Here is a 14,325-nt window from a genome sequence, read left to right as displayed (position 1 = left end):
CGCGCCCCCGATCAAGGAGATCTCCATCGATCAAGGGCGAATGCACGCGGAAAAGAGATCCAACCACGTGCATTTGCCCTTGATCGGCGCGGAGAGCGCCGAGCGGCGCCCCGAGCGCCGAGCGGCGCCCCGAGCGCCGAGCGGCGAGGAGAGCGCCGAGCGGCGGGGAGAGCGCCGGGCGCCCCCCGAGCGCCGGGCGCCCCCCGAGCGGCGAGCGACCGGGTTACTCGTATGCGATCGCGGCCAGCACGTTCAGGCGGGCGGCACGCCATGCCGGCCACAACGCGGCCAGTACGCCCGCCACCACCGCGATCAGGACGAAGATGATCAGGCTCAACCACGGGATCGCGATCGTCGTGAGGAAGTCGCGGTCGATGAGGGCCGCCGCGATCGCCACGCCCAGTGCGACGCCCATGACGATGCCCAGTACGCAGCCGAACACCGCCATCACCACCGACTCGGTGCCCACCATGCGGGTGACGCCGCCGCGGCTCAGTCCCACGGCGCGCAGCATGCCCAGCTCGCGGGTGCGCTCGTAGATGCTGAGCAGCAGCGTGTTGAGGATGCCGAGCAGCGCGATGACGATCGCCACGCCGAGCAGCACCGAGATGATCCCGAGCGCGATGTCGGTGAAGCTGGTGAACTGGTCGATCAGGCTTGACCGGTCACCCACCGTCACCAGGGGGAAGTCGGACATGACGCGCTCGACCTCGGTTTTCACGGCGGCGGCGTCGGCTCCGTCGTCGAGCGACACGTACGCCTGGATCGCCAGCGGGCCCTTGAAGTTGGACACCGCGGCGCGGGGCAGGATCATCGAGTCGGTCCAGATGGGCGTGGCCTCGTAGATGCCCACGAGCGTGTACTGCTGCTCGCCACCCTTGCTCAGCTCGATCGGGAACGTGTCGCCGACCTTCCAACCGCGCGATTTCGCGGTGTTTTCGTCGGTGACCACCTCGGTCGGTCCCAGCGTGCCGAGGTCGCCGTCGACGGCCTTCATGGCGAACATGTCGCGGGCCACCGCCATGTCGTCGACGGCGAACATGCCGCCGAACGGCGGTGCGCCGTCGTCGACGCGCCCGTCGACGGTGAGATAGAACGGCACCGCCTGGTCGACGCCGGGCAGGGCTCGCACCTCATCGACGGCCTCGGAGGAGAAGCCGATCGTGCCGTCGGGCGGGCCCTGCGTCGAGTTGGTCTGGATGACGATCTCCGCGCCGATCGTCGAGTTGATCGTCTCGTCGATGGTCTTGTTGAACGAGGCGGCCAGTACGCTGGCCGTGCTCACCAGCGTGACGCCGATCATCAGGGCGGCGGCGGTGACCGCGGTGCGGCGCGGGTTGCGCAGCGCGTTGCGGACGCCGAGCTTGCCGCTGGTGCCCCAGCCCACCGCGCGCCCGATCAGCCCGGCGAGCGGTCGGGTCAGCAGCGGCGAGAGCAGCGTGACGCCGAGGAAGAACAGCAGCACGCCGATCAGCAGGGCGGGCAGCGTGAGGCCGCCGATGCCGGTGAGCGCGGCGCCGGTCAGGGCCGCGCCGGGCACGGCCAGGGCGGCGCCCACAATGGACAGTACGAGCAAGGGCTTGTCGGGCCGCGCGATGTCGCGCATGGCGGCCAGCGGCGGCACGGCCGACGCGCGGATCGCCGGCACGAAGGCGGCGATCACGGTCACGAGGACGCCGACGACGTACGCCAGGATGATCGGTGTGGCGCCCACCTGGATGCCGGCGCCCGGCAGCTGAGCACCGATGAACGCGGTCAGCGCGCTGCTGCCCGCCATACCGAGGCCGATGCCGGCGAGCAGCCCGAGCGTGCTGCCGACGACGCCGACCAGTACCGCCTCGACGAGTACCGAGCTGGTGACCTGCCTCCAGCTCGCGCCCATCGCCCGGAACAGTGCCAGCTCCTGGGCCCGCTGGGCGACCAGGATGTTGAACGTGTTGAAGATCAGGAAGATGCCCACGAGCAGCGCGACGATCGCGAACGGCCCGAAGAAGTACGTGGTGACCGCAGACAGCCCTTCCTGCACCTCGTTGGCGGCGTCTTCGTTGGCCTGCTCGCCGGTCTTGGCCTCGAATCCGGCGGGTGCCAGCGACGCCACCCGGTCGCGCAGCTCCTCCTGCGTGACGCCCGGCTCGGCGCTCAGGTACGCCCCGGAGAACCGGCCCTCGGCACCGTAGAAGGTGCGCTGTGCGAACGCCTCCTGGAACAGGATCAGCGTTTCACCGGCGAGCGAGTCGCGGTCACCCTCGTAGACGACGATGCCGGCCACGGTGAACTCGCGGGCCTCGTTGACCTCCGGCAGGTACACCTTGAGCCGGTCGCCAACGGCGGCGTGTGCCTGCTCGGCCGTGTACCGCGAGATCGTCACGTCGGTCTCGGCCGTCGGCCACCGGCCATCGGCGAGCGAGACGAGCGCGAAGGGGTCGTCTCCGGTGGCGCCGCCGCCGATCTGCGGCGCGCCCTGCGTGGTGACGGGCTTGCCGTCGCGGACGTCGAACGGCACGACGCCGAGCGCGGTGATGTCGCCCTGCGCGGCGGCGACGCCGGGCACCTGGGCGAGCGCGTCGACCTGCTGCTGCGTGAGCAGCGGCCGCGGGTCGTCGTCGGCGGCATCTTCGGTGGGCATGACCTGGACGGCGACGTTCTGGTTGATGGATCGCAGCAGCTTTTCGAAGCGCGCGGTCAGCGAGTCGCTGAGCACGAACGCCCCGGACAGGAATGACACGCCCAGCACGATCGCCACGATGGCGAGGGTCAGTCGTAGCTTGCGGGACAGCAGGCTCTTGAGGCTGGCGCGTAGCATCTACGCGCCAGCCGATCCGACGTCGAGGCCCTTGAGCTTGTCGAGCACGGCCTCGGCGGTGGGCTCGGTCATCTCGTCGACGACCTGGCCGTCGCCGAGGAAGATGACCCGGTCGGCGTACGAGGCGGCGTTCGGGTCGTGGGTGACCATGACGATCGTCTGCCCGTGCTCGCGGACGGAGTTGCGCAGGAAGGCGAGCACCTCGGCGCCGGAGCGGGAGTCGAGGTTACCTGTCGGCTCGTCGGCGAAGATGACCTCGGGCCGGGCGACCAGCGCGCGGGCGCACGCGACGCGCTGCTGCTGCCCACCGGAGAGCTGGCTGGGCCGGTGGCCGAGGCGGTCGCTGAGGTTGACCGTCTCGATAACCGTCTTGTACCAGTCTGGATCGGCCTTGCGACCGGCGATCGACAGCGGCAGCAGGATGTTTTCCTGCGCGGTCAGCGTGGGCAGCAGGTTGAACTGCTGGAAGATGAAACCGACCTTGTCGCGGCGCAGGCGGGTGAGGCCGGCGTCGCCGAGGCCGGTGACCTGGGTTTCGCCGATGAAAACCTGCCCCCGGGTGACGGTGTCGAGCCCGGCGAGGCAGTGCATGAGTGTGGACTTACCGGACCCGGATGGCCCCATGATCGCGGTGAAGCGGCCCCGCTCCAGGTCGACACTCACGCCGCGCAGCGCGATGACCTGGGCTTCCCCCGAGCCGTACACCTTCCAAAGGTCGGCCGCGCGGGCGGCGACATCGGTCGTAGTCGTGGTCACCCCAACACCGTAGGCGGTCGGGGCGACACTTTCTGCCCGCACGCGTAAGGCATCGATGAAGGTCTAGCGCTCGCACTATGTCGCGTGCTTATCATAAGCCCCCAAATAAGGAGGTCACATGCGCAGGGCACCGCGCGCAAGACAGCTGGCGGCAGCGCTGGCAGGGCTTGTCCTTCTGCTCGCCTTCCCGACCGCCGCCCGCGCCGCGACCGTCACGGTCACCAACGGCGTCCAGTTCACCGACACGTCCGGCAACCCGCTGCACGCCCACGGCGGCGGGATGATCAAGGTCGGTAGCTACTACTACTGGTTCGGCGAGAACCGCAACGACAACAACACCTTCCGGTACGTCTCCGTCTACCGCTCCACCGACCTGCGTAACTGGGAGTTCCGCAACAACGTGCTGACCCAGAGCTCAGCCGCCGAGCTGAACGTCAGCAACATCGAGCGCCCGAAGGTCATCTACAACTCGTCCACCGGGCAGTACGTGCTCTGGATGCACTGGGAGAACGGCTCCGACTACGGGCAGGCCCGGGTCGCGGTCGCCACATCGTCCACCGTGGACGGCAACTACACGTACCGCGGCAGCTTCCGCCCTCTCGGGTACGACTCGCGGGACATGACCGTGTTCCGCGATGACGACGGCAGCGCGTACCTCATCTCCTCGACCCGCGTGAACGCCGACCTCAACATCTATCGCCTGACCTCCGACTACCTCGGGGTTGCCAGCCTTGTCCACACGCTGTGGCCCGGCAACTACCGCGAGGCTCCGGCGATGTTCAAGCGCAACGGGGTGTACTTCCTGTTCACCTCGGGCGCCACCGGCTGGGCGCCCAACCAGGCCAGGTACGCGACCGCCAGCAGCATCGCGGGCACCTGGACCTCGCCGACGAACGTCGGCAACAGCATCACGTACGGCTCGCAGTCCGCGTACGTCCTGCCGGTGCAGGGCACCTCGACCACCTCGTACCTCTACCTGGGCGACCGGTGGGCGGGCGCCTGGAGCGGCAAGGCGAACGACTCCAAGTACGTGTGGCTGCCGCTGTCCTTCCCGTCCAACACGTCCCTGTCGATGAGCTGGTACCCCCGCGTGAACATCGACACCGCCACCGGCGTGGTGAGCGGCAACGGCTCCGGCAACGCGTACGAGACGCTCCGCCCTCGCCACAGTGGACAGTGCCTCGACGTGCCCAACCAGTCGACCGCCGACGGCAGCGAGGTGGCGCAGTACGGGTGCAACGGCGGCGCGAACCAGCACTGGCAGCCGCTCGACCTCGGCACCGGGTACCACCAGCTCATCGCGCGGCACAGCAACAAGTGCCTCACCGTGCCGTCGTCGTCGACCGCCGACGGGGTGCGGGTGACCCAGCAGACCTGCGGCAGCGGCACCAACCAGCAGTGGCAGATCACCGACGTGGGCAGCGGCTATTGGCGGCTCACCGCCCGGCACAGCGGCAAATGTCTGGACATTGTGAGCGGATCGACGACCGCGGGTGCCAGGGCCATCCAGTACGCCTGCTCGGGTGGTACGAATCAGCAGTGGCAACGGACCGGAGCGCCGTAATCTAAGGGTTCGTCGAAGGGTTACAGTTTGCACGTGAAGCGTACGTCCAGAGATATTCGGGTAGCGAACCGCTTCGAGGTGCTACGGCACATCATCGCGTCCGCCACCGTGTCCCGCCAGCAGATCGCCAGCGACACCGGCCTGAGCCTCGCCACGGTCTCGAACCTCGTGGGCGAATTGCTCGAGTTGGGGCTGCTCGTCGAGGTCGGCTACCAGGACTCGGGTGGCGGCAGGCCGCGCGGCCTGGTTGCCATAAACCCCAACGGCGGTGTCCTGGTCGGCATCGACGTGGCGGAGACGTACGTGCATGTCGAGCTCTTCGATCCCGCGCTGACAGTACTCGCCAGTGTCGAGGAAGAGCTGCACCCCGAGGAGAACCGCCCCGATCAGGTCGTGGCGCACGTCGTGTCCAGCGTCGAGTCGGCGCTGGCCACGGCGGGCGTCGGGCACGACCGCGTGCTCGGCGCGGGGATAAGCGTGCCGGGCCAGGTCGACCGCGAGGGCGGGGTGTCCGTCTTCGCGCCCAACTGGGACTGGCACGACGTGCCGCTGCGCAGCCTGCTCGCGCGCTCCCTGGACATGCCGCTGTACCTGGACAACCCGCTGCGCGCCTGCGTGGTGGCCGAGCTGTGGTTCGGCGCCGGGCGCGGGCGCGACGACGTCGTCGTGGTCAACCTCGGCACCGGCGTCGGCGCCGGCCTCGCGTTCGGCGGCGCGCTGTACCGGGGCGCCACCAACAGCGCGGGCGAATGGGGTCACACGACGCTCGTCGTCGACGGGCGCCTCTGCCACTGCGGCAGCCGGGGCTGCGTCGAGACGTACGTCGGCGCGCCCGGCATCATGCAGAACCTGCGCGACCTCGCACCGAACAGCCCATTCCTGCACACCGACGACCAGACCGCCACGATCGAGGCGCTCGCTCGCGGGGTGGCCGACGGCGACCCGGTGGCCGCCAAGGTGGTCACCGAGACCGCGCGGTACCTCGGCGTCGCCGTCGCCGACCTCATCAACCTCGTCAACCCCGAGGTCGTGGTGCTCAGCAGCTGGGTCGCCGGCCTGCTCGGCGACGCCCTGCTCGCCGAGGTCCGCGCCGTCGTCGGCCGGCACGCGCTGCGCCGCCCGCTCGCGGCCACCGAGATCACGCTGTGCCGCATCGCCGGCAACCCGGTGAGCCTCGGCGCGGCGACCTTCGCCCTGGAACGCTTCCTCTCCGCCATCGGTACCAACGCCGGAGGTCTCGTCCGCCAAACCTGACCCGGAGGTACCGTATGCGCGCTTCCCGAAAGCTTGCCGCCGCCCTGGTGCCTGTCCTCGGGCTGACCGCCGCCCTCCTGGTCGCCGCGCCGGCACGCGCCGCCGTCGCGGCCGAGGTCTCCCCGGCGCCGGCGCAGACCATCGACAACTTCGGTGCTTCGGGCGCCTGGTGGCCGAACGACCTGGTGAACTTCGCGCCCGCGGCGCGCCAGCAGGTCGTCGACCTGCTCTTCGGGTCCGGCGGGCTCGCGCTGAGCGCGTACCGATACAACATCGGGGGCGGTGGCACGGCGGTCACGAACCCGGTCCGCGCGCCACAGACCTTCCGCACGCCGTCCGGCGGCTATGACTGGAACCGGGACGCGGGTGGGCGGATGTTCCTCCAGTACGCGTCGGACATGGGCGTGCGCGACCTGCTCGGCTTCGTCAACAGCGCACCGGGCGCGTGGACCAGCAACGGGCAGAGCTGCGGCGGCACGCTCGTCGCGGGCAGCACCCAGGCGTTCGCCACGTACCTGGCCGACATCGCCGCCCGCTTCGACAGTGCCGGCGTCCACCTTGACTACATCAGCCCGATGAACGAGCCGGCCAACAGCTTCAGCGCCTGCGGCCAGGAGGGCATGCTGGTGCCCGTGGCCCAGCGCGACGATCTGGTACGCGCGCTCGGCTCCACACTGGCCTCGCGCGGCCTGTCGACGGCCGTCAGCGCCGACGAGTCAAGCTCGGTCGGCGGGTTCAACTCGGAGGTTCCACAGTGGATCGGGCAGGGTGGCACCGCCCAGTACGTGTCGAACCTGGCCCACCACACGTACGACAACCCCAACGACGCCGCGCGCACGGCCGCGATGAACGTCGGCCGGGCCAACGGGAAGAAGACGTGGGCGAGCGAGATCTGTTGCTACACCGCGGTCGGAGGCGGCTGGGCGCAGGGGTACGACCCCACGATCACCGCCGGCCTCGGCATCTCCGAGAAGATCTACCGGGACCTGAACGTCACGTACGACACCGCCTTCCACTGGTGGACCGCGCTGTCGCCGATGATCGGGTGTGCGCCGACCACCAGCGCCGGCTGCCAGAACCGGGCCAACTCGTCCGGCTGGAACGACGGCCTCATCTACTACGACCCGAACTACGCCAGCAACGGCAACCAGTCCCTGTACGTGACGAAGCGCTATTACGGGCTGGCACACTACAGCCGGTTCGTGCGGCCGGGCGCGGTGCGGCACAACGTGACCGGCGTGCCGAGCGGCGTGCAGGTGTCCGCCTTTGACCACAATGGAGTGTGGACGCTGGTCGTCAACAACCTCAACACGGCCAGTACGTCGCTGACCGTCAATTTCAACACGAAGAGCGCCGTGTCGGCCGGGTCGGCGTACCGCACCAGCGCCACGGAGAGCATGGCCTCGGCGGCCGCCCCGACGATCTCCGGCAGCGCGGTGACGGCGACGCTGCCGGGGCGCAGCATCACCACGTACGTCCTGCCGCACAACGGCGGTGCCACCACATCGATCACCAGCCCGCTGACCGGCGCGGCGTCCGGCAAGTGCCTGGAGGTGCCGGGCGGCGCGACCGCCAACGGCACCCAGACCGCCGTCTACACGTGCAACGGCGGCACGAACCAGAGCTGGTCGCAGACCGCGGCGAAGGAGTTCCGCGTCTACGGCGGCAAGTGCCTGGACGGTGTCGCCGATCGGGCGGTCATCAACGACTGCACCGGCGCCGCGAGCCAGAAGTGGCGCCTGAACGCCAATGGCGTGGTGATCGGCGAGCAGTCCGGCAAGTGCGTAGACGTGACGAGCGCCTCGACCGCGAACGGCGCGCTACTGATCCTCTGGACCTGCCACGGCGCGGCGAACCAGAGCTGGCACCGCCCCTAACCGAACGCTTGCCGCAGCCGGCGGGGCCGGCGGGGCCGTCGCGGCCGGCGGGGCCGCTACGGCCGCTGGGGCCGGCGCGGCCGCGTCCGTCGATCAAGGCGATCTTCATCGATCAAGGGCAAACGCACGCGGAAAAGAGATCCAACCACGTGCGTTCGCCCTTGATCGGCGGGAGAGAGGGGCCGGCGCGCGGGCGCGAGAGGCCGCGCGGGCGCGAGAGGCCGCGCGGGCGCAAGCGGGCGGGATCGCGGGGTTACGGGCCGAGGATGGTCATCGTGTGGGGCGGGATGGGCGTGTCGGCCACGCGCACCTCGGCGTCTGAGTCGTTGGTCAGGAAGGTGTAGGTGCGGCCGTCGGGGTGGCGGCGCTGCACGGCCTCGACGCCGGGCGGCGGGTCGGCCAGGATCGGGGCCACGCCTGCAGCTCCCGCCACCCGCACCAGCAGCGCCCGCACCTCCGCGTCGTCCAGGTGAGTGGTCAGGTAGTAGGCGGTCCCGGCACCGTGCGAGCGCCGGGTCAGCGCCGGCGTCCCGGCCAGCGGTCCGTCGGAGTACGACACGAGGACCTCGGCGTCGACCGCCGTCGCGAGCTCGGTCCACACCCGACCGGACGCGCCGTTCGACAGTGCCACCTGCCCGCCGGATTCGAGGGGGAAGAACTCCTCCACGTGCACGCCGGTCAGGTCGCGCCACGCGCCGTACCCGCCGAGCCGGATGTGGTCGTTCTCGTCGACGACGCCGCTGTAAGGCCCCACCAACAAGGTTCCACCATTGTCTACATAGGACGCCACTTTTAGCGCGTCCGCGTCGCTCACCAGGTGCAGCGCCGGCGCCAGCACCAGCTTGTACCGTGACAGGTCCGCACCGGCCGGCGCGAAGTCGCACGTGATCGTGGCGGCCCGCAGCGCCGCGTGCCACTGCTCGGTGAACGCCACCGGGTCCATATCGACGCTCGGCTGGCTGGGGTGGCTCTGCGCCCACAGGCTCGACCAGTCGAGCAGGATCGCCACGTCGGCGACCACCTCGCTGCCGGTCACGCCGCCGAGGGCGCCGAGCTCCGCGCCGAGGCCGACGACCTCGCGCCACACCTTGGTGTCGGTGCCGGCGTGCGGCACCATGCCGGAGTGCCACTTCTCGGCACCGGCACGGGACGCGCGCCACTGGAAGTACAGGACGGCGTCGGCACCGCGCGCGACGTGCCCGAGGGAGTCGCGGCGCAGCCGGCCGGGCGGCTTGGCGAGGTTGCGCGGCTGCCAGTTGACGGCGCTGGTGGCGTGCTCCATCAGCATCCAGGGCCGGCGGCCGGCGAGCGAGCGGGCCAGGTCGGCTATGAACGCCAGGTTCGCGTAGGGGTCGGCACGGTCGGCGAACAGGTAGTGGTCCATGGCCACGACGTCCACTTCGGACGCCCACGCCCAGAAGTCGACCTTCCAGCCGTCGTTGAGGAAGTTCGTGGTGATCGGCAGGCCGGGGGAGAGGCGGCGCAGCACGTCGCGTTCCGCGCGGTAGCACGCCAGCAGCTCGTCCGACGAGAACCGGTAGAAGTCCAGCTGCTGCGTCGGATTGGTGAAACTGGGCGTCTGCCGGGGCGGGATGATCTCGTCGAAGGAGGTGTACCGCTGGGACCAGAACGCGGTGCCCCAGGCGGCGTTGAGCGCGTCGACGGTCTCGTACCGGTCCTGGAGCCACCGGCGGAACGCCGCCGCCGACGTGTCGCACCAGCAGCGCGCGATGTGGCAGCCGTACTCGTTGTTGATGTGCCACATGGCGAGAGCCGGATGCCCGGTGTACCGGTTGGCGAGCTGCTCTACGAGCGCCACCGTCGCGTCCCGGTACGCGGGCGAGCTTGGACAGTACGACTGCCGGCTGCCGTACCAGAGACGCTGCCCGTCGGGGCCGACGGGCAGCGACTCGGGATGCTTGTGGCTGAACCACGGCGGCGGTGTGGCCGTCGCGGTGGCCAGGTCGGCGGCGACGCCGTGCGCGGCGAGCAGGTCCATGACCCGGTCGAGCCAGCCGAACTCGTACCGGCCGGGCGCCGTCTCCAGCATCGCCCACGAGAAGACGCCGACGGTGGCGAGGTTGACGCCGGCCTGTTTCATCAGCCGGAGGTCTTCGGTCCACACCTCTTCGGGCCACTGCTCGGCGCTGTAGTCGCCGCCGAAGGCGAAGCCGGAAAGTAGGGGAATGTCGAAGGCCATGGCGGAGATCGTCCACACCCAAGAAGGCCGCGTCAACGGGTTGGCAACACTTATTCTTTGGCCTTGACGAAGTGGTTGCGGATACCTAGAGTACGCCTCACTTAACTGGACCGAAACGTTTTGACCTGTCGATGCGTATCTAACTACGAGAAGAAAGACGTCGCATCATGAGCGGATCAACCCCCGGCTTCTCCCGCCGTAGCTTCCTGGGTACCTCGCTGCTGTTCGTCGGTGGCGTCGCGCTGAACGCCTGCACCTCGGACCCCACGGGTTCCGGCTCCGGCGATGCCAAGATCACGCTGAACCACTGGTACCACGAGTACGGCGAGCAGGGCACCCGCGAGGCCGCGATGCGCTACGCCGCCGACTACACCAAGGCCAACCCGGACGTGGCCGTCAAGGTCACCTGGGTGCCCGGTGACTACAAGACCAAGTGGCAGTCTTCCGTGCTGACGCCCGATGGCCCCGACATCTACGAGATCAACGAAGTCACGCCCGACATGGTCCAGCAGCAGCAGGTCACGCCGCTGGACGACATCATCGGTTCGGCCAAGAGCGAGCTCAACGAGCACGCGCTCAGCGCGCTCACGCACAGCGGCAAGACGTACGGCGTCCCCATGATCATCGACGTCATGTACCTGTACTACCGCAAGAGCCTGCTCACCGCCGCGGGCATCCAGCCGCCGACCACGCTGACCGACCTGGTCGCCGCGTCCAAGGCGCTGACCAAGGGCAAGACCAAGGGCATCTTCGTCGGCAACGACGGCATCGCCGGCATGCGCGGCGTGATCGCGTTCTCGACCGGCCAGCAGTACCTGGACGGCCGCAAGGCGGTCTACGCGACTCCCGAGATCGCCGACGCGCTGACCGTGGCCCGGCAGATGTTCACGAACAACTCGATGCTGCTCAACTACACCACCGAGTGGTACCAGCCGGACGCGCTCATCTCCGGCGCCACCGCCATCTCGTGGGGCGGCATGTGGGCGCTCCCGGCGCTGCAGAAGCAGCTCGCCGGCGACTTCGGCCTGCTGCCCTGGCCCAAGCACGGTCCGAACGGCAAGCCGGTCGTGATCCTGGGCGGCTGGTCGCAGGTGGTCAACGGCAAGAGCAAGAACATCGAGGCGGCCAAGAAGTACGTGCAGTACCTCTGGCTGCAGAACGCCGACGTGCAGAAGGACTGGGCGCTCAGCTACGGCTTCCACGTGCCGCCGCGCGCCTCGACCGCCGCCTCCGCCACGCCGCTGCAGTCGGGCGAGGCCAAGGAAGCCGTCGACATCCTCAACCAGTACGGCATCCGGAACACCGCGCTGTGGGCGCCGTCGGTGCAGAAGCCGTACGACGACGCGGTCTCCGACATCATCAAGAAGAACGCGGACGCGACCGCCACGCTGACCAAGGCGCAGGCCCAGTCGCAGTCGGCACTCGACGCGCTGCCGCAGGTCTGAGGCGCATACGGTGTCCCTCCGTACCGCCTCATCGGGCGCGGAAACGGCGCCGCGTTCCCCACAGGGCAATGTGGGGGCGCGGCGCCGCCGCGTGGACTGGCCGGCCTGGCGGGCCTTCATCCTGCTGACCGCGCCCATCGTCGTCGGCCTGGTGATCTTCAAGTACGTCGCCATGGCCTGGGGCTTCCTGCTGAGCTTCAGCGAGGCCCGCGGCACGATCTCGCTCGGCAACTGGGTCGGCATCGACAACTACCGGCAGCTGTTCAACGATCCGCGGTTCCAGGACGCGCTGTGGATGATCGTGCTGTTCACCCTGGTGATCGTGCCGATCACGTTCGGCATCTCGCTGGGGCTGGCGGTGCTCGTCAACCGGCTGCGCCGCGGGCGGGCGTTCTTCCGCACCACGTTCTTCATCCCCGCCGCGGTGTCCTATGTGGTCGCTTCGCTGGTGTGGAAGATGAGCCTGTTCAGCGGAGTGCCGGCGAGCGCGGCCAACTCGCTGGCCGGCCTGTTCGGGCAGGAGCCGACCGCGTGGATCGCCACCGTCGACCCGCCCCTGTACTGGATCGTGATCATCACGGTGCGGCTGTGGCTCCAGGTCGGCCTGTACATGATCCTGTTCCTCGCCGCGATCCAGAACATCCCCGCCGAACTGTACGAGGCGGCCCGCGTCGACGGCGCGCGCAGCGAGTGGAAACTGTTCCGCCACATCACGTTCCCGTTGCTGCGCAACACGTCGGTCGCGGTCACGATGCTGCTGATCATCGCGTCGTTCCAGGCGTTCGACGAGTTCTACAACCTGCTGTCGACCGGCCTGGCCGGCGCGCCTGGTCCGGACGGCCGGCCGCCGCTGGTCTACCTGTACGACGTGGCCATGGGCCAGCAAGACTACGGCCTCGGCTCAGCCGGCGCGTTCGTCGTGACCCTGCTGATCGTCGGGTTCACGCTGCTGCAGAGCCGCATCACCGGTTTCGGGAAGGAGGACTGACGTGAAGAACGCCCGCGTCGGCACCTACTTGGCGGCGATCGTGTTCGCGATCCCGTTCCTCTTCCCGTTCTACCTGCTGCTGCGAAACTCGTTGATGAGCCAGCAGGAACTCGGCGGCCTCGACTGGGCCTGGTGGCCCAGCGAAATCAGCTTCCAGGGCTTCAAAGACGCGTTCAGCAACTCCAGCGTGCCCCTCGGCCGGGCACTGCTGAACTCCACCATCGTCGCGGTCGTCTCGGCACCAGTGTCCACATTGCTCGCCGCGATGGCCGGCTACGCGCTGGCCCGCATCAAGGTGGCCGCCGCCAAACCGGTGTTCGCCCTCATCATCGTGACAATGATGGTGCCGGGAGCGGCCACGTTCGTGCCGACGTTCGTCGTGGTCGGCTCGATGGGCGGCGTCAACACGCTGTGGGGCCTCATCGTTCCGGGCCTGTTCAACGCGTTCGCGGTACTGCTGTTCCGCGGCTTCTACCTGCGCTTCCCGGCGGAGATGGAAGACGCCGGCCGCGTCGACGGCCTCGGCCACCTCGGCGTCTTCGCCCGCCTCGCGCTGCCCAACTCGGGCGGGCTGCTGGCCGCGCTGGGCGTACTGTCGTTCATCGAGCACTGGAACTCGTTCCTCTGGCCACTCGTCATCGGCCAGGACCCCGCGTTCTGGACCGTCCAGGTAGCCATGTCCACCAACCTCACCTCGCAGTCGATCAACCTGCCCGCGCTGTTCGCCAGCGCGGTCGTCTCGGTGATCCCGCTGGCGCTGGTCTTCCTTCTGGCGCAGCGCTACATCGTGCGCGGCGTCATGATGACCGGCATCAAGGGCTGAAAGGACATCGGAGCCTGGCGTCCACATCGGAGGCCAGGCTCCGTTGTAATCAAGGCTTTCCGAGCTACCGCGACGCCCGCCGCGCACCAGACCGTAGCTCCCGCAGCCTCACCCCCCGCGCCCCACACCCCGTGGGCCTTACGTCCACGGCCCGGCAAGCACCCGCGGCCCCGCTAGCACCCGCGGCCCGCGTGCGCCGGCCTTTTCCGCCGATCAAGGGCGAATGCACGTGGTTGGATCTCTTTTTCGCGTGCATTTGCCCTTGATCCACGCAAGCGCCCTTGATCGGCGCTGGGCCCACGCCGTGGCGCCCCGCGCCTGCGCCGCGCGCCCGCGCCCGCGCCGCGCGCCCGGGCCTGGGCGGAGCGGGCGGCCTGGCTTGGTGGGGCAGGCTGGGATCTTGCGTCCGGATATATCCGGCTTGGTGGGGCGCAAGATCCCAGCTCACCCCCACCAAGTCGCGCGCGCGGTCAGATCTTGGCGCTGGACCGTCGCTATGGCGAGCTCAACCGGTGGTTGCAACACCGAGTAGTTGGGCCATTTTGTCAGCTGGGTTGGCCCAGCCGAGGGTCATTCGGGGTCTTGTGTTGAGTTCGTCGGCGACGTGGTCGAGGC

The 14,325-nt window shown here is 69.2% G+C and carries 9 protein-coding genes; 6 read left to right on the top strand and 3 right to left on the bottom strand.

Annotation, left to right across the window (positions count from 1 at the left end; genetic code table 11):
- Nucleotides 1–223: 223 nt before the first annotated feature.
- Both QMG73_RS36435 and QMG73_RS36430 read right to left on the bottom strand, forming a co-directional pair.
- Nucleotides 224–2,803, bottom strand: a complete 2,580-nt coding sequence (locus QMG73_RS36435) for an ABC transporter permease (RefSeq protein WP_281903499.1) — start codon at nucleotides 2,801–2,803, stop codon at nucleotides 224–226.
- The gene (locus QMG73_RS36430) at nucleotides 2,804–3,559 is read right to left on the bottom strand and encodes an ABC transporter ATP-binding protein (protein ID WP_281903498.1); all 756 of its coding nucleotides are present in this window, start codon (nucleotides 3,557–3,559) and stop codon (nucleotides 2,804–2,806) included.
- Between the two features lie 118 nt (nucleotides 3,560–3,677).
- On the opposite strand from QMG73_RS36430, the gene QMG73_RS36425 reads away from it, so the two are divergent.
- The 3 genes from QMG73_RS36425 to QMG73_RS36415 are packed head-to-tail and all read left to right on the top strand — an operon-like array spanning nucleotide 3,678 to nucleotide 8,254.
- Nucleotides 3,678–5,123 carry an RICIN domain-containing protein gene (locus QMG73_RS36425; RefSeq protein WP_281903497.1) on the top strand — a complete coding sequence of 482 codons (1,446 nt, stop codon included), beginning with the start codon at nucleotides 3,678–3,680 and terminating at the stop codon, nucleotides 5,121–5,123.
- 33 nt (nucleotides 5,124–5,156) lie between these two features.
- Entirely contained in the window at nucleotides 5,157–6,377 is a 1,221-nt protein-coding gene (locus tag QMG73_RS36420) for an ROK family protein (protein WP_281903496.1), read from the top strand.
- Between the two features lie 14 nt (nucleotides 6,378–6,391).
- A complete protein-coding gene (locus QMG73_RS36415) occupies nucleotides 6,392–8,254 on the top strand; it encodes a glycoside hydrolase (RefSeq protein ID WP_281903495.1) in 1,863 nt (620 codons plus the stop codon).
- Nucleotides 8,255–8,507: 253 nt separating this feature from the next.
- Here the strand turns inward: QMG73_RS36415 and QMG73_RS36410 are convergent, their stop codons facing one another.
- A complete protein-coding gene (locus tag QMG73_RS36410; protein WP_281903494.1) occupies nucleotides 8,508–10,454 on the bottom strand; it encodes a beta-galactosidase in 1,947 nt (648 codons plus the stop codon).
- A 167-nt stretch (nucleotides 10,455–10,621) separates the two neighbouring features.
- Between QMG73_RS36410 and QMG73_RS36405 the strand changes: the two genes are divergently transcribed.
- From QMG73_RS36405 to QMG73_RS36395, 3 genes are all read left to right on the top strand, one after another.
- Nucleotides 10,622–11,899 carry an ABC transporter substrate-binding protein gene (locus tag QMG73_RS36405; protein WP_281903493.1) on the top strand — a complete coding sequence of 426 codons (1,278 nt, stop codon included), beginning with the start codon at nucleotides 10,622–10,624 and terminating at the stop codon, nucleotides 11,897–11,899.
- Nucleotides 11,900–11,990: 91 nt separating this feature from the next.
- Nucleotides 11,991–12,887, top strand: a complete 897-nt coding sequence (locus tag QMG73_RS36400; RefSeq protein WP_281903492.1) for a carbohydrate ABC transporter permease — start codon at nucleotides 11,991–11,993, stop codon at nucleotides 12,885–12,887.
- A gap of 1 nt (nucleotide 12,888) precedes the next feature.
- Nucleotides 12,889–13,710 carry a carbohydrate ABC transporter permease gene (locus QMG73_RS36395; RefSeq protein ID WP_281903491.1) on the top strand — a complete coding sequence of 274 codons (822 nt, stop codon included), beginning with the start codon at nucleotides 12,889–12,891 and terminating at the stop codon, nucleotides 13,708–13,710.
- Nucleotides 13,711–14,325 lie beyond the last annotated feature (615 nt).

Source organism: Phytohabitans aurantiacus (assembly GCF_027923225.1).
Classification (GTDB): Bacteria; Actinomycetota; Actinomycetes; order Mycobacteriales; family Micromonosporaceae; genus Phytohabitans; species Phytohabitans aurantiacus.
Note: the sequence above shows the minus strand (reverse complement) of the source record. Positions and strands in the feature narration are given on the sequence as shown.

Bases quoted from the DNA above. Each gene is read 5' to 3' on its own strand.
- QMG73_RS36435 (WP_281903499.1), bottom strand. From the start codon at position 2,803: ATGCTACGCGCCAGCCTCAAGAGCCTGCTGTCCCGCAAGCTACGACTG.
- QMG73_RS36425 (WP_281903497.1), top strand. From the start codon at position 3,678: ATGCGCAGGGCACCGCGCGCAAGACAGCTGGCGGCAGCGCTGGCAGGG.
- QMG73_RS36415 (WP_281903495.1), top strand. From the start codon at position 6,392: ATGCGCGCTTCCCGAAAGCTTGCCGCCGCCCTGGTGCCTGTCCTCGGG.
- QMG73_RS36410 (WP_281903494.1), bottom strand. From the start codon at position 10,454: ATGGCCTTCGACATTCCCCTACTTTCCGGCTTCGCCTTCGGCGGCGAC.
- QMG73_RS36405 (WP_281903493.1), top strand. From the start codon at position 10,622: ATGAGCGGATCAACCCCCGGCTTCTCCCGCCGTAGCTTCCTGGGTACC.